Origin of the sequence: Stenotrophomonas sp. UBA7606, assembly GCF_002477705.1 — a bacterium.
In the GTDB taxonomy this organism is placed as follows: Bacteria; Pseudomonadota; Gammaproteobacteria; order Xanthomonadales; family Xanthomonadaceae; genus Stenotrophomonas.
On the sequence record NZ_DLJW01000017.1, the window covers coordinates 22,678 to 42,632 of the forward strand.

The 19,955-nt window shown below is 65.5% G+C and carries 17 protein-coding genes; 12 read left to right on the forward strand and 5 right to left on the reverse strand.

Annotated features, from left to right (window positions below):
* The first annotated feature begins 10 nt into the window (after nt 1-10).
* From xylB to B2527_RS02770, 5 genes are all read left to right on the forward strand, one after another.
* Nucleotides 11-1,504 (forward strand): xylulokinase, encoded by a 1,494-nt coding sequence (xylB, locus tag B2527_RS02750; protein WP_293706012.1) that lies wholly within the window; start codon nt 11-13, stop codon nt 1,502-1,504.
* Nucleotides 1,505-1,542: 38 nt separating this feature from the next.
* The gene (xylA, locus tag B2527_RS02755; RefSeq protein WP_282267440.1) at nt 1,543-2,877 is read left to right on the forward strand and encodes a xylose isomerase; all 1,335 of its coding nucleotides are present in this window, start codon (nt 1,543-1,545) and stop codon (nt 2,875-2,877) included.
* 41 nt (nt 2,878-2,918) lie between these two features.
* Nucleotides 2,919-4,328, forward strand: a complete 1,410-nt coding sequence (locus tag B2527_RS02760; RefSeq protein WP_293706013.1) for a sugar porter family MFS transporter — start codon at nt 2,919-2,921, stop codon at nt 4,326-4,328.
* A gap of 2 nt (nt 4,329-4,330) precedes the next feature.
* Nucleotides 4,331-6,910, forward strand: a complete 2,580-nt coding sequence (locus tag B2527_RS02765; protein ID WP_293706014.1) for a glycoside hydrolase family 3 protein — start codon at nt 4,331-4,333, stop codon at nt 6,908-6,910.
* Nucleotides 6,911-7,029: 119 nt separating this feature from the next.
* Nucleotides 7,030-8,592 carry a sodium/sugar symporter gene (locus B2527_RS02770; RefSeq protein ID WP_293706015.1) on the forward strand — a complete coding sequence of 521 codons (1,563 nt, stop codon included), beginning with the start codon at nt 7,030-7,032 and terminating at the stop codon, nt 8,590-8,592.
* Nucleotides 8,593-9,037: 445 nt separating this feature from the next.
* On the opposite strand, the gene B2527_RS02775 is transcribed toward B2527_RS02770, so the two are convergent.
* Genes B2527_RS02775 through cutA form a run of 3 tightly spaced genes read right to left on the reverse strand, consistent with a single transcriptional unit; the run spans nt 9,038 to nt 12,301 of the window.
* On the reverse strand, nt 9,038-9,628 hold the full coding sequence (locus B2527_RS02775; protein ID WP_293706016.1) for a TlpA family protein disulfide reductase: 591 nt from the start codon (nt 9,626-9,628) through the stop codon (nt 9,038-9,040).
* Nucleotides 9,628-11,973, reverse strand: a complete 2,346-nt coding sequence (locus B2527_RS02780; RefSeq protein WP_414716974.1) for a protein-disulfide reductase DsbD domain-containing protein — start codon at nt 11,971-11,973, stop codon at nt 9,628-9,630. The genes B2527_RS02775 and B2527_RS02780 overlap by 1 nt, the downstream gene beginning before the upstream one ends.
* Nucleotides 11,974-11,977: 4 nt before the next feature.
* Nucleotides 11,978-12,301 carry a divalent-cation tolerance protein CutA gene (gene cutA / locus B2527_RS02785; RefSeq protein ID WP_293706030.1) on the reverse strand — a complete coding sequence of 108 codons (324 nt, stop codon included), beginning with the start codon at nt 12,299-12,301 and terminating at the stop codon, nt 11,978-11,980.
* 190 nt (nt 12,302-12,491) lie between these two features.
* Between cutA and B2527_RS02790 the strand changes: the two genes are divergently transcribed.
* Genes B2527_RS02790 through B2527_RS02810 form a run of 5 tightly spaced genes read left to right on the forward strand, consistent with a single transcriptional unit; the run spans nt 12,492 to nt 16,836 of the window.
* Entirely contained in the window at nt 12,492-12,899 is a 408-nt protein-coding gene (locus tag B2527_RS02790) for a type IV pilin protein (protein ID WP_293706018.1), read from the forward strand.
* Nucleotides 12,896-13,396 (forward strand): prepilin-type N-terminal cleavage/methylation domain-containing protein, encoded by a 501-nt coding sequence (locus B2527_RS02795; protein ID WP_293706019.1) that lies wholly within the window; start codon nt 12,896-12,898, stop codon nt 13,394-13,396. The genes B2527_RS02790 and B2527_RS02795 overlap by 4 nt, the downstream gene beginning before the upstream one ends.
* Nucleotides 13,380-13,799 carry a hypothetical protein gene (locus B2527_RS02800; protein ID WP_293706020.1) on the forward strand — a complete coding sequence of 140 codons (420 nt, stop codon included), beginning with the start codon at nt 13,380-13,382 and terminating at the stop codon, nt 13,797-13,799. The genes B2527_RS02795 and B2527_RS02800 overlap by 17 nt, the downstream gene beginning before the upstream one ends.
* 5 nt (nt 13,800-13,804) lie before the next feature.
* Nucleotides 13,805-14,500 carry a PilW family protein gene (locus tag B2527_RS02805; protein WP_293706021.1) on the forward strand — a complete coding sequence of 232 codons (696 nt, stop codon included), beginning with the start codon at nt 13,805-13,807 and terminating at the stop codon, nt 14,498-14,500.
* A complete protein-coding gene (locus B2527_RS02810; protein WP_293706022.1) occupies nt 14,500-16,836 on the forward strand; it encodes a hypothetical protein in 2,337 nt (778 codons plus the stop codon). The genes B2527_RS02805 and B2527_RS02810 overlap by 1 nt, the downstream gene beginning before the upstream one ends.
* Before the next feature lie 121 nt (nt 16,837-16,957).
* Here the strand turns inward: B2527_RS02810 and B2527_RS02815 are convergent, their stop codons facing one another.
* Together B2527_RS02815 and B2527_RS02820 are read right to left on the reverse strand one after the other, a co-directional pair.
* Nucleotides 16,958-18,709 carry an endonuclease gene (locus B2527_RS02815; protein ID WP_293706023.1) on the reverse strand — a complete coding sequence of 584 codons (1,752 nt, stop codon included), beginning with the start codon at nt 18,707-18,709 and terminating at the stop codon, nt 16,958-16,960.
* Nucleotides 18,706-19,056: a hypothetical protein gene (locus B2527_RS02820; RefSeq protein ID WP_293706024.1), complete on the reverse strand. Its 351-nt coding sequence runs from the start codon at nt 19,054-19,056 to the stop codon at nt 18,706-18,708. Before B2527_RS02820 ends, B2527_RS02815 begins: the two co-directional genes overlap by 4 nt.
* 282 nt (nt 19,057-19,338) lie before the next feature.
* On the opposite strand from B2527_RS02820, the gene B2527_RS02825 reads away from it, so the two are divergent.
* The gene (locus B2527_RS02825) at nt 19,339-19,626 is read left to right on the forward strand and encodes a co-chaperone GroES (RefSeq protein ID WP_057626824.1); all 288 of its coding nucleotides are present in this window, start codon (nt 19,339-19,341) and stop codon (nt 19,624-19,626) included.
* 84 nt (nt 19,627-19,710) lie between these two features.
* Nucleotides 19,711-19,955 (forward strand): TCP-1/cpn60 chaperonin family protein (locus tag B2527_RS02830; RefSeq protein WP_293706025.1); only part of this gene is annotated, 245 nt, incomplete at its 3' end.

Sequence of the window (19,955 nt, forward strand, 5' to 3'; positions counted from 1 at the left end):
GGTGCGCGGCATGAGCATCGTCGCCGGTATCGACGCGGGCACGCAGAGCCTGAAAGTCGTGGTCTACGACGCCGCGCAACGGCAGTTGCTGGCCACGGCCAGCGCGCCGCTGCAGCTGCACAGTGCCGATGACGGCAGCCGCGAGCAGGAGCCGGCCGCCTGGGTCGCGGCGATGGAGGATTGCTTCGCCCGCATCGACCCGCAGCTGCGCCAGCAGGTGCAGGCGCTGGCGGTATCGGGCCAGCAGCATGGCTTCGTCGCGTTGGATGCGGACGGCAAGGTGCTGGCCCCGGCCAAGCTGTGGTGCGACACCAGCAGCAGCGCCGAATGCGCACAGATCATGGACGCGGCCGGCGGCGCGCAGCGCTGCATCGAACTGGCTGGCAACCCCATCCTTGCCGGCTACACCGCCTCCAAGCTGCCATGGACGGCCAAACACCGGCCGGATGCCTACGCAAAGCTGGCGCATATCCTGCTGCCGCACGACTACCTGAACTTCGTGCTGACCGGCCAGTACTACTGCGAGCACGGCGATGCCTCGGGCACCGGCTGGCTGGATGTGCGCACGCGCCAGTGGTCGCCGGAACTGCTGAAGGCGACCGATGCCAACCGCGATCTCGCTGCCTGCCTGCCGCCACTGGTGGACGCCGATGCCCTGTTCGATATCGCGCCCGGGGCTGCAGCACGCCTGGGCTTGCCGGCCACGGTCAAGATTGGCGCGGGCGGCGGTGACAACATGATGGCTGCGATCGGCACCGGCTGCGTTGCGCCGGGCAAGCTGGCGATGAGTTTGGGTACTTCGGGCACCTTGTTCGCCAGTTCCGATGTGCCGGTGGTGGATGCCGGTGGCGCATGGGCGGCATTCTGCTCATCCAGCGGCGGTTGGTTGCCGCTGATCTGCACGATGAACTGCACCGTGGTCACCGAGCAGGTGGCGCGTATGTTCGGCTTCAGCAGCCGCGACGGCGATGCGCATATCAATGCGACCACGCCGGGCGCAGATGGGCTGGTGATGCTGCCTTTCCTCAATGGCGAGCGCACCCCCGACCTGCCGCTGGGCAAGGGTGTGCTGGCTGGCCTGGACGCCACCACCATGAACCCCTCGCACTTCTACCGCGCAGCGATGGAGGGAGCGACCTATGCCCTGAAGTACGGCTTTGATGCCTTCGTCGGCGCCGGCATGCGCTTCGACCGCATCGTGCTGACCGGTGGCGGCAGCAATAGCGCTGCCTGGCGACAGATGGTCGCCGATGTGTTCGGCCTGCCGGTGGAAGTGCCGCAGCAGTCCGAAGGCGCCGCATTCGGTGCGGCCCTGCAGGCGCTGTGGGCATTGCAGCGCAGCGCCGGCAACGACGCATCCCTGGCCACACTCGCGGCCACCCATGTAACCCCCGATGCCGCAGCCACCGCCACGCCTGACGGCGCGCGCAGCGCGGCCTATGCGCTGGCCTACCAGCGCTACCTGCAACACCTGCACGCCGTCATGCCGCTGTACCGCGGTTGATTCTTTCCCCGTAGTTTGTCGACACAGGAATTCGCACCATGAGCAAGCAGCCCTTCATCGGCGCCACCGAGTATTTCCCCGGCATCGGCCAGATCCCGTTCGAGGGTCGCGACTCGGACAACCCCTTGGCGTTCAAGGTCTATGACGCGGACAAGCTGGTTGGTGGCAAGAGCATGCGCGAGCACCTGCGCTTCGCTGCCTGCTACTGGCACACCTTCTGCAACGCCGGTGCCGATCCGTTCGGCCCGGGCACGCGCCGCTTCCCGTGGGAGAAGGGCGATGCCATGGCCACCGCCGAGGCCAAGGTCGATGCGGCGTTCGAGTTCTTCACCAAGCTCGGTGTGCCTTACTACTGCTTCCATGACGTCGACATGGCGCCGGATGCCGATGACATCGGTACCTACGAAAAGAATCTCAAGCACGTGGTGGCGCTGGCCAAGCAACGCCAGCAGGCCACCGGCACCAAGCTGCTGTGGGGCACCGCCAACCTGTTCTCGCACCCGCGTTACATGAACGGCGCGGCGACCAACCCGGATTTCAACGTGGTCAGCCGCGCCGCGGTGCAGGTCAAGGCTGCGCTGGAAGCCACGGTTGAACTGGGTGGCGAGCACTTCGTGTTCTGGGGTGGCCGCGAAGGGTATGCCAGCCTGCACAACACCAACATGAAGCGCGAACTCGAGCATTTCGCACGCTTCCTCAGCGCCGCGCGCGACTACGGCCGCAGCATCGGCTTCACCGGCAAGTTCTTCATCGAACCCAAGCCAATGGAGCCGATGAAGCACCAGTACGATTTCGACTCGGCAACCGTCGCCGGCTTCCTCAAGGCCAATGGCCTGCAGGACGACTTCATGCTCAACATTGAGGCCAACCACGCCACGCTGTCCGGCCACACCTTCGAGCACGACCTGCAGGTCGCCTCCGATCACGGCCTGCTCGGCAGCATCGATGCCAACCGTGGCAACGCGCAGAACGGCTGGGACACCGACCAGTTCCCGACCGACCTGTACGACACCGTCGGCGCGATGCTGGTGGTGCTGCGTCAGGGCGGCCTGGTCGGCGGCCTGAACTTCGATGCCAAGCCGCGCCGCGAATCCACCGACATGGAAGACCTGTTCATTGCCCACATCGGTGGCATGGATGCGTTCGCACGCGGTCTGGAAGTGGCCCACGGCCTGCTCAATGACTCGCCGTGGGAACAGTGGCGCGCACAGCGTTACGCCAGCTTCGATGCCGGCGCCGGCAAGGACTTCGCCAGCGGCAAGCTGGGCCTGGCCGACCTGGCCAAGCTCGCGGCCGGCAACGGCGAACCGGTGCAGGCCAGCGGCAAGCAGGAGCGCTACGAGAACCTGCTCAACCAATACCTGCTGCGCTGAGCACCAGGCCGACGACATAACCAGACAAAGAGGGTGAGGGGATGGGGCAGTCAGCAGCAAACAAGGAAAACACCGCCCTGATCGTATTGATCAGCGTGGTGGCGACGATAGGCGGGTTCCTGTTCGGTTTCGACAGTGGCGTGATCAACGGCACCGTCGATGGCCTGAAGCAGGCCTTTGGTTCCACCGAGGCACAGCTGGGCTTTGAAGTGGCCTCGATGCTGCTGGGCTGTGCGATCGGCGCGTTCTTCGCCGGCCGCCTGGCCGATCGGCTGGGCCGGCGCTCGGTGTTGATCATCTCGGCGGTGCTGTTCCTGCTGTCGGCCTTGGGTGCCGGTGGTGCGCACAGCTCGCTGGTGTTCATCGCCGCCCGCGTGGTCGGTGGTTTCGCGGTGGGTGCGGCCAGCGTGATGTCGCCGGCCTATATCGCAGAGGTTGCACCGGCGCGTTACCGCGGTCGTCTGGCCACGGTGCAGCAGATCGCGATCATCTCCGGTCTGTTCATCGCCTTCCTCAGCAACTACCTGCTGGCCAAGGCCGCCGGTGCCTCGACCGAGCCGCTGTGGGCTGGTCAGGCGGCATGGCGCTGGATGTTCTGGATGCAGGCGATCCCGTCGCTGCTGTTCCTGCTGCTGTTGCTGTTCATCCCGGAGAGCCCGCGCTTCCTGGTGGTCAAGCGCCGCAAGGATGAGGCACTGGCCGTGCTGACCCGTTTGTTCGGTGCAGAGCAGGCGCAGGCCACGCTGGACGAGATCGACGCGTCGTTGTCGCAGGACCACCACCGCCCGCAGCTGTCGGACCTGGTCGACAAGGCCACCCGCAAGATCCGCCCGATCGTCTGGGTGGGTGTTGGCCTGGCGGTGTTCCAGCAGCTGGTCGGCATCAACGTGGTGTTCTATTACGGCGCGGTGCTGTGGCAGGCGGTGGGCTTCTCCGAGAGCGATGCGCTGCTGATCAACGTACTGTCTGGCGCGCTCAGCATTGGTGCCTGCATCGTCACCGTGTTGTTGATCGACAAGATCGGCCGCAAACCGTTGCTGTGGATCGGCTCCAGTGGCATGGCGGTATCGCTGGCGCTGGTGGTCTACGCGTTCGCCAGTGGCTCGATGGTGGATGGCCACCTGCAGCTGCCCGGCCGCATGGGCACCTTGGCGCTGGTTGCGGCCAATGCCTACGTGGTGTTCTTCAACGTGTCCTGGGGCCCGGTGATGTGGGTGATGCTGGGCGAGATGTTCCCCAACCAGATCCGCGGTTCGGCGCTGGCGGTTGCCGGTGCGGCGCAGTGGACGGCGAACTTCATCGTCACGGTGACCTTCCCGATGCTGCTGGCCGGCATTGGTCTGGCCTCGACGTACAGCATCTACCTGGTGTCGGCGGTGATCTCGGTGTTCTTTGTTATCAAGTTCGTGCGTGAGACCAAGGGTCGTTCGCTCGAGCAGATGGAGGGTTGAGGATGACGACGTTTTCGACACGCCGCGCTGCCCTGGTGGGCGCGCTGGCGGTAGGCCTGGCGGTACTGGCAGGCTGCAACAACGCGGACAAGGGCGCGCCGCAGGCGGCCACCAAGGCCGATGCCGCCTATGACGGCACCATCCATCCGGAGCAGTGGCCCAGCGTGGCCTGGCCGCTGGCCGAGGATGCGGCGCTGGAAAAGCGCGTCAACGATCTGTTGGCGACGATGACGCTGGAAGAAAAGGTGGGCCAGCTGGTGCAGGGTGACCTGGCCAGCATCACCCCGGACGATGTGCGCAAGTACCGGCTGGGTTCGATCCTGGCCGGTGGCAGTTCCGACCCGGGTGGCAAGTACAACGCACCGGCCAAGGATTGGCTGCAGGTGGCCGATGATTTCTGGGCCGCGTCGATGGATATCTCGGCCGGTGGCAAGGCCATCCCGATCCTGTTCGGCATCGATGCGATGCACGGCCAGAGCAATGTGGTGGGTGCCACGCTGTTCCCGCACAACGTTGGCCTGGGTGCCACCCGGAACGTTGAACTGCAGCGCCGCATCGGTGAGATCACCGCCGCCGAAACCCGCGCCACCGGCATGGAATGGGCGTTCGCGCCGACCGTGGCGGTGCCGCAGGACGTGCGTTGGGGCCGCGCCTATGAAGGCTATTCGGAGAACCCGCAGGTGGTGGCCGAGTTTGCCGCGGCGATGGTTGAAGGCCTGCAGGGCAAGGCCGGCGCGCCGGACTTCCTCGACGACAAGCACGTGATGGTGTCGGTGAAGCACTTCGTCGGCGACGGCGGCACCACCGATGGCAAGGACCAGGGCGATACCGCGGTCAGCGAAGCCGAACTGCGGGACGTCCACAGCGCCGGTTACGTCACCGCCATCAAGGCCGGTGCACAGTCGGTGATGGCTTCGTTCAACAGCTTCCACGGGGTCAAGATGCACGGCCACAAGCCGCTGCTGACCGACGTGCTGAAGGGCCGCATGAACTACGGCGGCTTCGTGGTCGGCGACTGGAACGGCCACGGCCAGATCCCCGGTTGCAGCACCACCGATTGCCCGGCCACCTATGACGCCGGCCTGGACATGGCGATGGCCACCGACAGTTGGAAGGGCATGTATGAGTCCACCGTTGCTGCGGTGAAGTCGGGCAAGCTCTCCAGCGAGCGCCTGGACGATGCAGTACGCCGCGTGCTGCGGGTGAAGTTCCGCATGAATCTGTTCGATGCACCCAAGCCCTCGCAGCGTGCCCTGGGTGGCAAGTTCGAGCTGCTGGGTGCCCCCGAGCACCGTGCGGTGGCCCGCCAGGCCGTGCGCGAGTCGCTGGTGCTGTTGAAGAACAACAACGGCATCCTGCCGCTGCGTGCCGACCAGAAGGTGCTGGTGGCCGGTGATGGTGCCAACAACATCGGCAAGCAGGCCGGCGGTTGGACCTTGAACTGGCAGGGTACCGGCACCACCCGTGCCGACTTCCCCAATGCCGACACCATCTGGGAAGGCCTGCAGCGCGAGGTCAGCGCGGCGGGCGGCAGCGCCGAACTGGCGGTGGATGGCAAGTACAAGGCCAAGCCGGATGTTGCCGTGGTGGTGTTCGGCGAGGAGCCCTATGCCGAGTTCCAGGGCGATATCCCCAACCTGCTGTACAAGCCGGGCAATGACGCCGACCTGGACCTGCTCAAGCGCCTGAAGAGCGAGGGCATTCCGGTGGTGGCGGTGTTCATCAGCGGCCGCCCGCTGTGGATGAACCGCGAGATCAATGCCGCCGATGCCTTTGTGGCCGCATGGTTGCCGGGTTCGGAAGGCGCGGGTATCGCCGATGTGCTGCTGCGCAAGGCCGATGGCAGCATCAACCACGACTTCAAGGGCAAGCTCAGCTTCTCCTGGCCGCGTACCGCGATCGACTCGGCGGTCAACAAGCCGGGCCACAACCCGCTGTACAAGTTCGGCTACGGCCTGAGTTATGCCGACAAGGGCGACGTGGCGGCCTTGCCGGAAGACTCCGGGGTGAGCGGCGAGCAGGCCGGCAGTGGCGTGTATTTCGCCAAGGGCCGCCCGGCCTTGGGCATGGCGCTGCAGTTGTCCAGCGCCTCGCAGCCTGACATGCCGGCCACCACCGTACCGACCGTGCTGGCCGACGGCACCTTGAAGATGACCGCAGTCGATCACAAGGCGCAGGAAGACGCCCGTCGCCTGCAGTGGTCGGGCACGGCACTGGCAAAGTTCGCGTTGATCGCGGCCACGCCGATCGATGTCACCCGCGAGAGCAATGGCGATGTGCAGTTGCAGCTCACCCTGCGTCGTGACGCGGCGGTAAGCGCGCCGTTGACGGTAGGCGTCGGCTGCGGTGCCGGCTGTGCGGCCAAGGTGGATCTGCAATCCACCCTGGCAGCGATCCCCGCGGGCAAATGGGTCAGCGTTGGCGTGCCGCTGAAGTGCTTTGCTGCCGGCGGCGCGGACCTGTCCAAGCTGCAGCGTGCCGCCGAGCTGGAAAGTGCTGCCGCTGCGGACATATCGGTATCGCGCATCGTTCTTGGCGCTGCCGGTGAGGCCGAGGTAAACGTAGACTGCGCAACACGCTGAAACGGCGAAAGCGCCGGTACGGGAGGGTACCGGCGCACCTGATGATTTGGCCCGTGAGGGTCGGTAGCGAAAGGGCGCAGGGATGACGGCCCGGTCGGTGCACAACAGGGAGTGGCAACATGGGTTTGGGTACGCTGGATATTGCGATCGTCCTGATCTATCTGGCCGGCATTTTCGTGCTGGCGCAGTGGGTATCAAGGGAAAAGGCAGGGCATAGCAAGGACGCCAAGGATTATTTCCTGGCCAGTAAATCACTGCCATGGTGGGCGATTGGTGCATCGTTGATTGCCGCCAATATTTCCGCCGAGCAGATCATCGGCATGTCCGGTTCGGGCTATGCGATTGGTCTTGCAGTGGCGTCGTATGAGTGGATGGCGGCGCTGACCCTGTTGATCGTCGGCAAGTGGTTCCTGCCGGTGTTCCTGCGCAACGGCATCTACACCATGCCGCAGTTCCTGGAGCAGCGTTATGGCAGCCGCATCCGCACGGTAATGGCGGTGTTCTGGCTGGGCCTGTACGTGTTCGTCAACGTCACCTCGATCCTGTGGCTGGGCGCGGTGGCGGTGAACCAGGTGACCGGCATCGACCAGATGACCGCGGTGGTGCTGATCGGCGTGTTCGCGCTGTTGTACCAGCTGTATGGCGGGCTCAAGGCGGTGGCGCTGACCGACATCGTGCAGGTCACCCTGCTGGTGCTGGGCGGCCTGTTCGTTGCCGGGCTGACCTTGAACCAGCTCGGCGATGGCGGCGGCATCGTCGCTGGCTTCAACAAACTGTGGCAGGCGCAGCCGGGCCACTTCGAGATGATCCTCAGCAAGGACAACCCGTTCTACAAGGACCTGCCGGGCCTGAGCGTGCTGCTGGGTGGCCTGTGGATCATGAACATCAGTTACTGGGGCTTCAACCAGTACATCATCCAGCGTGCGCTGGCGGCCAAGAGCATCGGCGAGGCGCAGAAGGGCGTGCTGTTTGCCGCCTTCCTCAAACTGCTGATGCCAGTGATCGTGGTGTTGCCGGGCATCGCCGCGGTGATGCTGGCACCGAACCTGGACAAGCCGGACCAAGCCTATCCGACCATGATGCGGATGCTGCCGACCGGCGTGCTCGGCCTGGTGTTTGCTGCCTTGGTGGCGGCGATCGTGGCCTCGCTGGCGTCCAAGATCAATTCGGTGGCGACCATCTTCACCCTGGACTTCTATGCCAAGCGCAACCCTGATGCCGACCAGGCCAAGCTGGTGCGGGTTGGACGCCTCGCGGCGGTGGTAGCGGTGGTGCTGGGTATTCTCACTGCCAAGCCGCTGCTGGGCAGCTTTGACCAGGCCTTCCAGTACATCCAGGAATACACCGGCTTTTTCACCCCGGGCATCGTGGTGATCTTCATGCTGGGTCTGTTCTGGAAGCGTGCCAACGAGGCCGGTGCCTTGTCGGCGGCGATTGGTTCATTCGTATTGTCGATCGCGCTGAAGCTGGCATGGCCGGCGTTGCCGTTCATTGATCGTGTTGGCCTGGTGTTCCTGCTGGCCTTGGCGTTGGCGGTAGGTGTGTCGCTGCTGACCCCGGCGGCGCCGCAGAAGGACATCATCAACACCCGCGACGTGGATTACCGCACGGGCGGTGTGTTCAACCTTGGTGCGGTCGCGGTGATCGCGATCCTGGTGGCGCTGTACGCCGTGTTCTGGTGATCCAGCGCTGCTGGAGCCCCTCTCCGGCAGGGAGAGGGGTTGGGGTGAGGGCGCTTTTGAAGCACGTAACGCAAAAGCTTTAAACGCTTCCCCTCATCCACCCCTTTCGGGACGCCTCGCTCGGCGCCCCGGCCCCGCGTAGCACGCGGTGCCTACGAGCAGTCACGCGCCGTTGGCTCGTAAACGTCTGTTCTTGACCCCGCAGGTGGGCGAAGGGACGCAAAGCAGAGCAAAGCAAAGCTAAAGCTAAAGCTAAGGCAGAGCAGAGCAAGGGATGCGTCAGTTGTAACTGGACATGGGCGAAGTACATTCCCTTCTCCCGCTAGCGGGAGAAGGTGCCCCGAAGGGGCGGATGAGGGGAGGCTTTTGCCGCTTTGCAAGCATTCCGCCCCCCAGGTCCGCTACCACTCCCCGGGCTGCAAACTGGAATCAAGCAACGACGAAATCACGGCGCGGCGGAAGGCGTCGCCGCCGCCACCCAGGTATCGATCTCGCCGGCCTTGAACGGCCCCAGCTTCTGCGCGAGCACGCGCCCCTGCGCATCGATCAACACGCTGTAGGGCAGCAGGCCCCGCGAATTGCCCAGCTTGACGCTGGCATCGCTCGGCCCCGGTGTCTCGATCACGATCGGGTAGTACACCGGCACGTTGCCAAGGAAATCCAGCACCGCCTCAGGCGTATCCAGCGCCAGCCCCACCACCTGCGGGCCGGTATCAGCATGACGCGCAGCAAAGCGCGCCAACTCGGGCATCTCCTCGATGCAGGGCGCACACCAGCTGGCCCACACATTGATCAACAGCGGCTTGCCCTTGAACTGGTCCGGGAACTTCACCGGCATGCCATCCAGGTCGGGCAGGGTGAAGGACGGCACCAACTCGCCGACCTGCACGCTCTGTACCGGTGTGGCCGACTGCAATGGCGTGGACGGCGTGCTCATCGAGGGCAGTGGCGTGGTGGCGGGCCGGGTCAGCCAGGCGCCGGCGGACAGCCCGGCCGCTGCGGCAATGCCCACCACCCACCACAATGCCCGCCGCATCAGCGTGCCGCGCGCAGCAGCGCGTCTTCGGCGATCGACTGGGTCAGCACGGTGGGCAGCACGCGCGGCGGCGCCCCGGGCCCGTAAACCACGTACAGCGGCACGCCTACCGCCTTGTGCTGGTCAAGGAAGGCGCTGATCTGTGGGTCCACATTGGTCCAGTCGCCATGCATGTACACCGCATCCACGCGCTTGAGCGTGTCGCGGAAGGCATCACGGTCCAGCACGTTGCGCTCGTTGGCCTTGCAGGTGACGCACCAGTCGGCGGTCATGTTGACGAACACCACGCGGTTGTCGGCACGCAGGCGGTCCAGCATTTCCGGCGAGTAGGCCACGGTGCCGGCGTGTGCGGCCTGGGTCTGCGGCGGCGCCATCCGGGTCACGCTCCAGATCGGGATCAGCGCCAGCACCGCCAGCACCGCGCCCAGCACCATGCCGACCTTGCGGCTGTGCCAGCGGCTGCGTTCGAACCACCACAAACCCAGGCCCAGCACGGTCATGCCGATCAGCATCAGCGCCATGGCATCGATGCCACGCTGCTTGCCCAGCACCCACAGCAGCCAGATGGCGGTGAGGTACATCGGGTAGGCCATGACCTGCTTGAAGGTTTCCATCCAGGCGCCAGGCTTGGGCAGGCGGCGGGCAAGCGTTGGGACGAAACCGATCAGCAGGAAGGGCAGCGCCAGGCCCAGGCCCAATGCCAGGAACACCAGCATCGCCAATACCGGCGGGGCGGTGAAGGCGTAGGCCAGGGCGGGGCCCATGAACGGGGCGATACAGGGGCTGGCGACCACGCAAGCCAGCACGCCGGTGAAGAAATCACCGGCCGGGCCACTGCGGTTGGCCAGCGACTGGCCCAGCTTGCCGGCGCTGCCGCCCAGGGTGAACACCCCCGACAGGCTCAAACCGACCAGGAACATCAGGTACACCAGCGCCGCGATGAACCAGGGGTGCTGCAGCTGGAAGCCCCAGCCTGCCGCCTGGCCGGCAGCGCGCAGGGCCAATACCAGTGCACCGATGGCGGCAAAGGCCAGCACCACCCCGGCGGTGTACCAGAGTGCGTGGCTGCGCGCGTGCGCACGGCTTTCGCCGCTCTGGGCCAGGCCCAGCACCTTCAGCGACAACACCGGCAGCACGCACGGCATCAGGTTCAGTACCAGACCGCCGGCCAATGCCAGCAGCAGGATCCACCACAGCGCGCCGGCCTGCTCGCTGTCGCCCGGTGGCTGGCTGCGCTTGCTGTTGTCGGCAGAGGCGTCGGGAGCGGCTTCGGCAAGGCTGGCGGCCTCGGCCGCCGGGCGCACCACCAGCGGCTGCGGTGCCGGTGGATTGGCCGGGTCGACCAGCGGCAACGGTGCCGGCTCCCCCTTCTTGCCGCTGGGCAGCGGCGGGATGACCAGCGGCGCGACCGTGGCCTCTTCCTTGACCGAGACCTCGCCGGCCGGCAGCGACAGCCGTACCCGGCGGGTCATCGGCGGGTAGCAGATACCGTCGGTCTGGCAGCCCTGGAAGGTGACTACCAGCGTGGCCGGGGTGGCACGCGGGTGGTCGCGGCGCAACGGCAACGGCACGTCGACCTGGTCGAAGTACACCACCACATTGCCGAAATGCTCATCGCGGTGGGACTTGCCGGCCGGCCATTGCGGGCGGCCGGTGCGCACGCCATTGGCGCCTTCCAGGGCCAGCGAGGTGCGGTCGCGGTACAGGTAATAGCCCGGCGCCGGCGAGAAGCGCAGCAGCAGGCGGTTGCCGTTGTCGACGATGGCTTCAAAGCCGAAGGCCTTTTCCGAGGGTAGCGGCAGGCCCTGTACGGCTGCGGTCTCGGTGCCCGGCAGCTTCAGGCCGCCGCCGTTGGCCGCCGCCAGCGGGTTGAACAGGGGGGCGGCAGGGGCGGCAGCGGCAGTTGGGGTGGCGCCCGGCAGCCTGACCTCGATATTGCGCTTCTGCGGCGGATAGCACACGCCGGCATCGGCACAGCCCTGGTAGCGCACCTCAAGGGTCACGCTGTCACTGCCGGGGGCGGCGCGACCGGGCAGGATGGCACGCAGCTGGCGGTGGTAGGTCTCCACATCGCCGAAGAATTCGTCGTGCTTCTTTTCGCCCTGTGGCATCTGCAGGGCCTCGGCGGTGAAGCCCGGCCCGGCCTTGACGCTGGTGCGGTGGTGGTAGAGGTAATAACCCGGGGCGATGTCCCACTGCAGTTCGATGCGGTCGCGGCTGTTGGCCTTGGCGGTCAAGGCGAAGGCCTGGTCAACCGGCAGCAGGTCTTTCTCGGAGACGGCCAGGGCCGGCAGGGCGGTCAGGCTGAGCAGGCAAAGGGCGGCAAAACGTCGCAGCAGCATCATCTATCTAGGTTTCCTCCCGGGTCTGCGCCCGGATCCAATCCAGGTACGGCGGCAGGCCGTCACTGGCCGAGATCGCAAGGATCTCAGGTACTTCGTAAGGGTGTTGGGCGGTGATGGCGGCGCTCAGCGCCTGCAGCCGGTCACCACAGGTCTTGATCAGCAGTTGCACTTCCTGCGCCTGCTCGATCCGGCCCTGCCAGCGGTACACAGACCGCATGGGGGGCAACAAGTTCACACAGGCGGCCAGCCGCTGCTCCACCAGGTGCAGGGCCAGCGCCTGCGCGGTTTGTTCGTCGGGGCAGGTGCAGAAGACCAGTTTTACGTCCATCCGGGCATTGTCGCAGAAGCGGATACGGCAACTTTCAGTTGGAAGTGTTGACATCGTTGTCATCAATTGTATATTGCGCCAGGTCACGTTTTTCACAAGAACTTCACTTAGGTGAAATTGGCGAAAAACCTGACAAGGCGCCGCAGGACGACGGATGCAGGCTTCAACCGGCTCTACAGGGGGGTCCAGGATGGAACGACGTCACAGCAAGGGTTTCACGCTCATCGAGCTGATGATCGTGGTGGCCATCATTGTCATCCTGGCGGCCATCGCGCTGCCGGCCTATGGCGACTACGCACTGCGCAGCAAGATCCGGGTCGCGCAGAGCGACCTGCTGGCCTTGTCCACCAATGTCGAGAATTTCCGCCAGCGCACGCTGGGGTATCCAGGCAGTGATGGCGTGGCCAAGAAAGGCTGGACCGCCGGCGGCAAGGCCAGCAATTTTTCCTATACCTATGCCACCACCAGTGGCGGCTACCAGCTCAAGGCCGTGGCCAGCAGCGCCATGGGCAAGGCCAGCGGCTGCACCCTGACCCTGGACGAGAGCAACAGCCGCGGGGTTTCCGGCAATTGCGCCGGCGTGAGCGACTGGCCATGAGGCGGCGCGGCGGCGGTTTCACGCTGGTCGAACTGATGGTGACCGTGGCGGTGATGGCGGTACTGGCAGCCGTGGGCACGCCCTTCGCGCGGCAATGGATAGACAGCAACCGGCAGATGCAGGCCCGCAACCTGATGTGGGAGGCCGTGTCGCAGACCCGTGCGCTGGCCCTGCGCAACCCGGGCCAGGTGGCGGGGCCCGCCCCGGCGGCACGGCTGCAATCCAACCAGGGCGCCCTGCAGGTGACCTGGGGTGAGGCCGACGAGGTGCATTGGCAGGGGCAACTGCCAAACGGTGCCGCGCTGCGGCTGACCAATACCGAGGATTTCTCCGACGCCCAGGCGCTGATGGATTCGGGCAGCCACCTCGATTGCGTCGCCTTTGGCAACCGCGGCCAGCGCCTGCCCGCTGCGACGGGTTGCAGCACCGCAGCCATCCATGGACGCATCGCCATTGGTCTCAACGATCAGGAGCCGCTGTATGTCGACCTGCTTTGATCGGCCTGGGCAGCAGCGCGGCGACGTGCTGCTGGAGGCCTTGTTCGCGGTACTGATCACCAGCCTGATCGGCGGTGGCCTGGCGCATGTGGCGGCACGGGTGATGAACAGCCAGCGCGACGCCAAGGTGGAGAACCTGGTGGTGGAGAACCTGCGCGCTGCCCTGCAGCGCGAAGGCGTGGGCCTGTGCAGCCGCAGTGCGGTGCAGATAGCCCTGCCGGGCGGCGGCAATGCTGAAGCGGCCATTGCCTGTGAGGCGGCCTCGGCGACCGTTGCCATGGCCGGCGTCAGCCGCGCGGTGGATGTGCCGCAGCGGGTGGACCTGACCGTGGCGGCCAGCGCGCTGGGCAGCAAGGGCGCTGCCGAGGGCGACCCCGATCTGCTGTTGTCGACGCGGCAATGATCGCCATGGCCCGTACAGTGCCCGCGTTCCCGCAGCGGCAGTCAGGCCAGAGCCTGATCAGCATGCTGGTCGGCGTGTTGATATCACTGGTCACCATTGCCGCGATGATGGTGCTGTACAAGACCATGATCGAAGTGTCGGCCAATGCCTCGCGCTCGGCCTTGCGCGACGGTCAGGTGTCGGCGGCACTGCTGGCCGCGCAGATGGATCTGCAGAACGCCGGTTTCGGGGTGGCGCCGGCCGATGCGATGTCCACCAAGCTGGTGGTGCGCGAATCCGGCAAGGCCGTGGTATGGCGCTACCGGCCGGATCTGGCCAGCAGCAGCTTCAGCTGCAGTGGCCTGGTGCTGGTCGACGCGCAGGGCCTTTACCGCTACCCCGCAAAAGCCTGCACCGATGCCGACAGTGTCAGCTGGAACGCCAATGAGCGCGAACCGCTGGCCGGCAGCGCGGCCTTCTTCACCCCGGCACAGAAGGGTGGGGCTGCCTATGACGCGGCGGAGGCCGAGGCCGGGGCAATGAGTCTGGCGCCGGGCTATGTGTTCACGCTGAAGACGCAGCAGCAGTGCCTGCCCTACATGCAGCAGGATTTTTCCAACGCTCCGTTGCACCCGGCTGCGCAGCAGCTGGCGCTGGAACGTGACGATGGCAGCAGCCATCTGTTCCAGCTGTGCCTTCCCAACCTCATGGTGACCAGCTGATGCGCAACGCAGGCAAGGGCAACAAGAGAGGCAACTTCTCCGCACCGCGCCAGCAGCGCGGCATCGCCACCTTGCTGGTGGTGTTGATGGTGGGGCTGGCGGTGTCGGTGACCGTGGCGGCGACGATCTATGCGTTGCGCGGTACCCAGTCACAGCAGTTGACCACCCATTCGGCCACGGCCGCGCAGGCCGCCGCCTGGCGCGGCGTGGAGGCATTGCGCTTGTACCTGCTGGCGGTGGGAAAGCCGGTATGGCCAGGTTGGGTGGGCAATACCCAGAAACCGGTCAGTGGGTTGGAGGCGCTGGGGGTCAGCAAAGCGGTGGTAACCGCGGTGGAAGCGACCGGCGCCAATCAGTACCGGGTGATCGCCGAGGTCACCGGTCAGGCGGGTGTCGGCTCGGGCCTGACCACGGCCACCGTGGAGGTCGTTTACGACGTGGTGCCGGGCAATGGCATGCCTGGCGTACCACCGGTATGCCATTCCATGCCCAATGCGCCGGTGGTGTTCAACGGCGACGTCAAGCTGGACGGTGAAGGCACCCAGGTGGTCGACGACAAGTACGACTACGAGAACATCGTCGTCTCCGGCAAGTTGACCATCGGCGCCGGCGGGCGCGGCAAGGTGTCCGGCTGCGCCAAGGGCGCGATCACGGTCACCGGGGGTGATATCGCCGACAACGGTCACCTGCATTCGGAAAGCCAGCTGGTCATCGGTGGCATGAGCTTCCCCGCCGGTGCACGGCTGTGGGCACGCGAGATCACCTTCAACGGGGGCAGTGGCGGCCCATTGGCCAGGGCCTGGGCCGGGGCCTACGACACCGTGGTGTACGCCAACGGCGTGGCGGTGGGTGAAGCCCGCGTGGGTGGCAGCCTGATTCCTTCCACTGTTTCCGGTGGCGTGCCCTGGACCCAGGGCACGGTACTGCCCACGGCGCTGGCGCGGGTCAAGGTGACGTTGACCCAGGGCAAGGGCACGCCGGATGAAGTGAACTTCCTGCTCAACCTGCCGGCCCTGGACATGACCAAGGCCGTGGATGCTGCCACCGGCGAACTGCGCGGCGCCGGGGCGGTGATGGAACAGCTCTCGGGGCCGGAGGAAACCGCCTTCCGCACGGCCGTGCTCAGCTTCAGGGCCAGGGCCATCCATGGCGGTGGATTCACCCAGGGCAGTGGCGCAACCACCGATATCGTCGATGCCTGGGGATGGAGCCTGGGCCTGGGCAGCGACAACCGCCGCTACGATCGGGTGCGCGCAGCCGGCAGCCTGGCGATCCAGCACCGGGGCGTACGCATCGGCGAATTTGCCGGCGGCGGTGAGATCTGGGCACAGAGCGGCAATGATGCCGGTGCGGGCTTTCCTGCGGTTGCTGGGCGTACTGCGGGCTATCGCTACTTTGGCGGCAGCAAGCAGCTGATGAATGAGGCCATGCAGCCCACAGGTTTTGAAGTCCAGGGCAGTCAGGGCAACTTTTCACCGGGCTTGCCGGGCCTGCCCTACTGCGATGTGCGCACCAACTACATCGATGCCGATGTCTATCGCGACCAATCCAATTACATCTTCGATGCCAACGGCGGCAAGCCGCAGCTGACCATCCGCAATGTCACCCGCGCCGATGGCGTGGTGATCGGTGCAGCCAGTGGAACCGTCTATCCGCTGACCAATCCCGATGCGGCGCAGCTCAAGGTGCTGGAAGACCTGTTTGCCTGTGGCAGCTGGGAAGGCGCGGACAAGGGCTGCCGGGCCATGTACAACAACGGCCGCTGGAACCTGCAGCCGCAGAAGACGCCGCCGGGGATCTTCTGGTTTGACGGCCCGCTGGAGGTGCGATCAGCCAACCCGATCGTTGGCACGCTGATCGTACGTGGCAGCCTGGGCTTGAGTGATGGTGGCGGCTACAAGCTGCTGGAAGCGCCGAACTTCGCCGGCGTGGCCAAGGTCTGCAGTGGCGCGTACTACCCCACCAACCTGTGCGCCAGCCGCACGGCCTTCGTGACCTGGGAGGACGCCGATGGCGTCGTCTACACCGGCGCGGCCATCGGCAACGCTGCGGTGATTGCCAGTGGTGGCTTGAACGCGCAGAGCTGGACCAGCATCCGTGGCTCGGTGGTGCTGGGCAAGAAGATCACTGTCGGCGGCGCCAAGGTGAACATCGAAGGCAGCCTGAGCGTTGGCAACAACGAGTTTTCGCAGATCGATATCGGTGCCACCGGCATGAAGGTGGAAACCCCGCAGGACTGGAAGAACCTGGGGCAGTTGCCGGTGTGCAGCAAGGGCAGTCAGTCCTTGCCGACAACACCGGGAACCGCCGCCGTGCAGTGGTCGCGCTATCTCTGAAACACACAATAAGAAATGCCGCATGGCGGCTGCTCTCTCTTGCTGGCGTGCCCCGCCGATCCCCCGGGGTGCGCCTTTTTTTTTATGGAGCAGGCTGGCTGTCAGCCTGCTCCACACCGCATCAGTTCAACTGGCAACTGGCCGGCTTTGCCGAGGTGAACAAGGCTTCGCTGGCCCATTCCGGATGGTCGATGAAGGGGTTGCGGTTGCCCTGGAAGCTGTAGACGACCTCGTTGCGCTCGCGTTCGCGGGCGGTGGGGGGATGGGCCTGGTGCCACTGCAGCAGGGTCGACAGCAGGCCCATGTAGGCCGGCGAGCTGGACGTCAGCACGATCTTGCTGCGGTCATTGGTCAGCTCCAGGTCCGGCTCGCCTTGGCCGGTAACCGGGTGTGCGTCACCTTCGTAGCGGATGGCCATATACAGCACGGCGCGCGCGATATCGCCCTTGCGGCCGTCCCAGGTTTCGAAGCTGCCGCCGTTCCCGTCCGGGCCGACGAACCAGTTCTTCTGCCCACGCGCGCTGCCGCCGCCGTCACCGGCATTGGCCTCGGTGGCCAGCGCCGTGCAGCCGCTGCTGCAGCCGGCCAGTGGCTTGTTGCCGCGGCTGGAGTTGAAATTGGTATCGCTCAGGTAAAGCATGTGCGCGTCGGTGTGTGGTGCGTAGGGCAGGCCCTTGTCACCGGTCGCCGAGGAGAAGCCCAGCGACTTGGGCCAGGTGTGCTCGCGGTTGTAGGTCAGCCCCGAGCCGGTGCCGGCGCGTGCCGATACCTTGGGATAGCTGCGGTTGCGGTAGATGTCCAGGATGTTGTTCGGGTTGTTGGGGTCCTCGTCGGCAATCTCCAGGATGGTCCAGGTGTTGGTGCCGCTGCCGCTGTAGGGGTACGACGTGTGGCCTCGGATGGTGGCGTGCAGCGAACAGCGCAGCTGCGAGGGACTGCTGGTGTTGACCTTGGACCAATAGCCGCCGGTGCTGTTGTTGGCAACGGTGAAGGACACCACCGTGTTGCTGGCCGGGGTCAGGCCATCGGCATCGGTGATACGGCTGGCGGTGACGGTGAGCTGGCAGCTGTCGCCGGCGCTGAGCAGGTTCTGCGGGCTCAGCGAGAAGCTGGTGCCGCTGCCGGGATAGGCAAGGCTGACCGCCCCGGCCTGCGTGCATTGCAGCGCGAACGCACCACTGGCGGCAGTGACTGCCTCGCTGAACTGCACCTGCAGATCGGCGGCCACGGCGACATTGCTGGCACCATTGGCCGGCAGGGTGCTGCTCACCGAAGGGCGTGTACCGGTACCCGTGCCGGCACCGGCGAAGGTCTGGTTGAGGTTGCACTGGCCAAAAGTCTGCGCCGCGGAGCTGCGCCAGCTGAAATCGCTGGCGGCCTTGCCGCTGCCGCCCAACTGCAGCGAAGTGCCTGCCGGTGTGCTGTTGGTTTCCGCCACCGGGATCGTGGTGCTGGTCATGCCGGCGGCAGGGCCATTGCTGGCCTTCAGCGATCCCTCGTAGCTGAGGAACTGCACCACCTGGCCATTGCCGTCTACCAGTGCGATGCCGTCATTGCCACCATTCTGGATCAGGTTGGTCGAGCGCAGGCTGGCGATGGACACCGTGCTGCCACAGCTGGCGGGGCTGCCGGCAGGCAGGCTGCGGGTGCTGTATGTGGTGCCGGCGTTGGCGTTGGCGCCGTTGTACAGCACCACCTGGTAGGTGGACAGGTCTTCGCCTGCGGTGGCGACGACTTCGATGCCCTCACCGACATCGCCGTTGCTGTTGTCGTAGTGCAGTTCGTTGACGAATACCGCGGCGGCGGCAGGTGCGCTGGCCAGGGCGGCGAGCAGGGCCAGCGATGCTGGCCGCATGATCGAACGGGTGGTCATGGCAATGGGTACCCCAATTGGATGGTGGATTCCCCCCGCCGACAAGGGTAGGCGTTGTAGATGACGGGTTGAAGCAAGTGCTTCCACATGCCCTTGGCCAGGTAATAGAAAAAGCCGAAAACGAAGGCCAGGGCGAAGCTGGCGATGGGCGGCTTGACGTCCTTCAGCGCCTCCCTGCGTTGCGGCCCCTTGGGCAAGGCCTTGTACAGCGGCATCTGCAGCCCGCCCCACTTCTGCACGCCCTTGAAGAACTGCTTCCAGTGGTCGGAGACGTCCAGGCTGTCGATGTCGGCCCCGTTCTGGGGGATGACCGGGGTGGAGCTGGTAGCGTAGGGATTCTGGTCCATGGTGGTTCCTTGGTGATCGGCGCGGGTCGGGTGTCTGCCCGTACCTGGGTAATCACCGGACAGGGCCGGAATGCGTCATTTATCTTCCATGGCCGCCCGCGTCAGCCCCACCGGACACGAACAGGCAATTTGCTTCCCGGCCCTTGAAAGCCCCGTGGCGGGCCCCAACCTCCCGAACAAGCCCGTTCGACGGGCCTTTTTAAGCGCGCCGCCCGCAGTCCTGGATTTCCCCCGCTGGCGTCGCCTGAATTTCAGGCCAATCAATTACTTAAGAGGTCTTTCATGAGCATCAAGCCGCTTCACGACCGCGTTGTGGTCAAGCCGATCGAAGCCGACGAAATCTCCGCCGGCGGTATCCTGATCCCGGATTCGGCCAAGGAAAAGTCCACCAAGGGTGAAGTCGTGGCCGTGGGCCCGGGCAAGCCGCTGGACAACGGTTCGGTGCGCGCCCCGTCGCTGAAGGTTGGCGACAAGGTCATTTACGGCCAGTACGCCGGTTCGTCCTACAAGGCCGAAGGCGTCGAGTACAAGGTGCTGCGCGAAGACGACGTGCTTGCCGTCATCGGCTGAGCCGCCGCGCTGCCTGTTCCTGTCATACCCCTTTCCCGATAAAAGCAGCCGAGCTTGGCTCGGCTCTACTCAGAGGTAATCGCAATGGCTGCCAAGGATATTCGTTTCGGTGAAGACGCCCGTTCGCGCATGGTGCGCGGCGTCAACGTTCTCGCCAATGCCGTCAAGGCCACCCTGGGCCCGAAGGGCCGCAACGTCGTGCTCGAGAAGAGCTTCGGCGCCCCGACCATCACCAAGGACGGCGTGTCCGTCGCCAAGGAAATCGAACTGGCTGACAAGTTCGAGAACATGGGCGCGCAGATGGTGAAGGAAGTTGCTTCGCGCACCAA

What these genes read in the sequence shown, in the direction of transcription:
- B2527_RS02765 (WP_293706014.1), top strand. Translation starts at nt 4,331, where the DNA reads ATGACGACGTTTTCGACACGCCGCGCTGCCCTGGTGGGCGCGCTGGCG.
- B2527_RS02820 (WP_293706024.1), bottom strand. Translation starts at nt 19,056, where the DNA reads ATGGACCAGAATCCCTACGCTACCAGCTCCACCCCGGTCATCCCCCAG.
- B2527_RS02770 (WP_293706015.1), top strand. Translation starts at nt 7,030, where the DNA reads ATGGGTTTGGGTACGCTGGATATTGCGATCGTCCTGATCTATCTGGCC.
- B2527_RS02795 (WP_293706019.1), top strand. Translation starts at nt 12,896, where the DNA reads ATGAGGCGGCGCGGCGGCGGTTTCACGCTGGTCGAACTGATGGTGACC.
- B2527_RS02790 (WP_293706018.1), top strand. Translation starts at nt 12,492, where the DNA reads ATGGAACGACGTCACAGCAAGGGTTTCACGCTCATCGAGCTGATGATC.
- B2527_RS02825 (WP_057626824.1), top strand. Translation starts at nt 19,339, where the DNA reads ATGAGCATCAAGCCGCTTCACGACCGCGTTGTGGTCAAGCCGATCGAA.
- B2527_RS02760 (WP_293706013.1), top strand. Translation starts at nt 2,919, where the DNA reads ATGGGGCAGTCAGCAGCAAACAAGGAAAACACCGCCCTGATCGTATTG.
- B2527_RS02810 (WP_293706022.1), top strand. Translation starts at nt 14,500, where the DNA reads ATGCGCAACGCAGGCAAGGGCAACAAGAGAGGCAACTTCTCCGCACCG.
- xylB (WP_293706012.1), top strand. Translation starts at nt 11, where the DNA reads ATGAGCATCGTCGCCGGTATCGACGCGGGCACGCAGAGCCTGAAAGTC.
- cutA (WP_293706030.1), bottom strand. Translation starts at nt 12,301, where the DNA reads ATGGACGTAAAACTGGTCTTCTGCACCTGCCCCGACGAACAAACCGCG.
- B2527_RS02780 (WP_414716974.1), bottom strand. Translation starts at nt 11,973, where the DNA reads ATGATGCTGCTGCGACGTTTTGCCGCCCTTTGCCTGCTCAGCCTGACC.
- B2527_RS02800 (WP_293706020.1), top strand. Translation starts at nt 13,380, where the DNA reads ATGTCGACCTGCTTTGATCGGCCTGGGCAGCAGCGCGGCGACGTGCTG.
- B2527_RS02815 (WP_293706023.1), bottom strand. Translation starts at nt 18,709, where the DNA reads ATGACCACCCGTTCGATCATGCGGCCAGCATCGCTGGCCCTGCTCGCC.
- xylA (WP_282267440.1), top strand. Translation starts at nt 1,543, where the DNA reads ATGAGCAAGCAGCCCTTCATCGGCGCCACCGAGTATTTCCCCGGCATC.
- B2527_RS02775 (WP_293706016.1), bottom strand. Translation starts at nt 9,628, where the DNA reads ATGCGGCGGGCATTGTGGTGGGTGGTGGGCATTGCCGCAGCGGCCGGG.
- B2527_RS02805 (WP_293706021.1), top strand. Translation starts at nt 13,805, where the DNA reads ATGGCCCGTACAGTGCCCGCGTTCCCGCAGCGGCAGTCAGGCCAGAGC.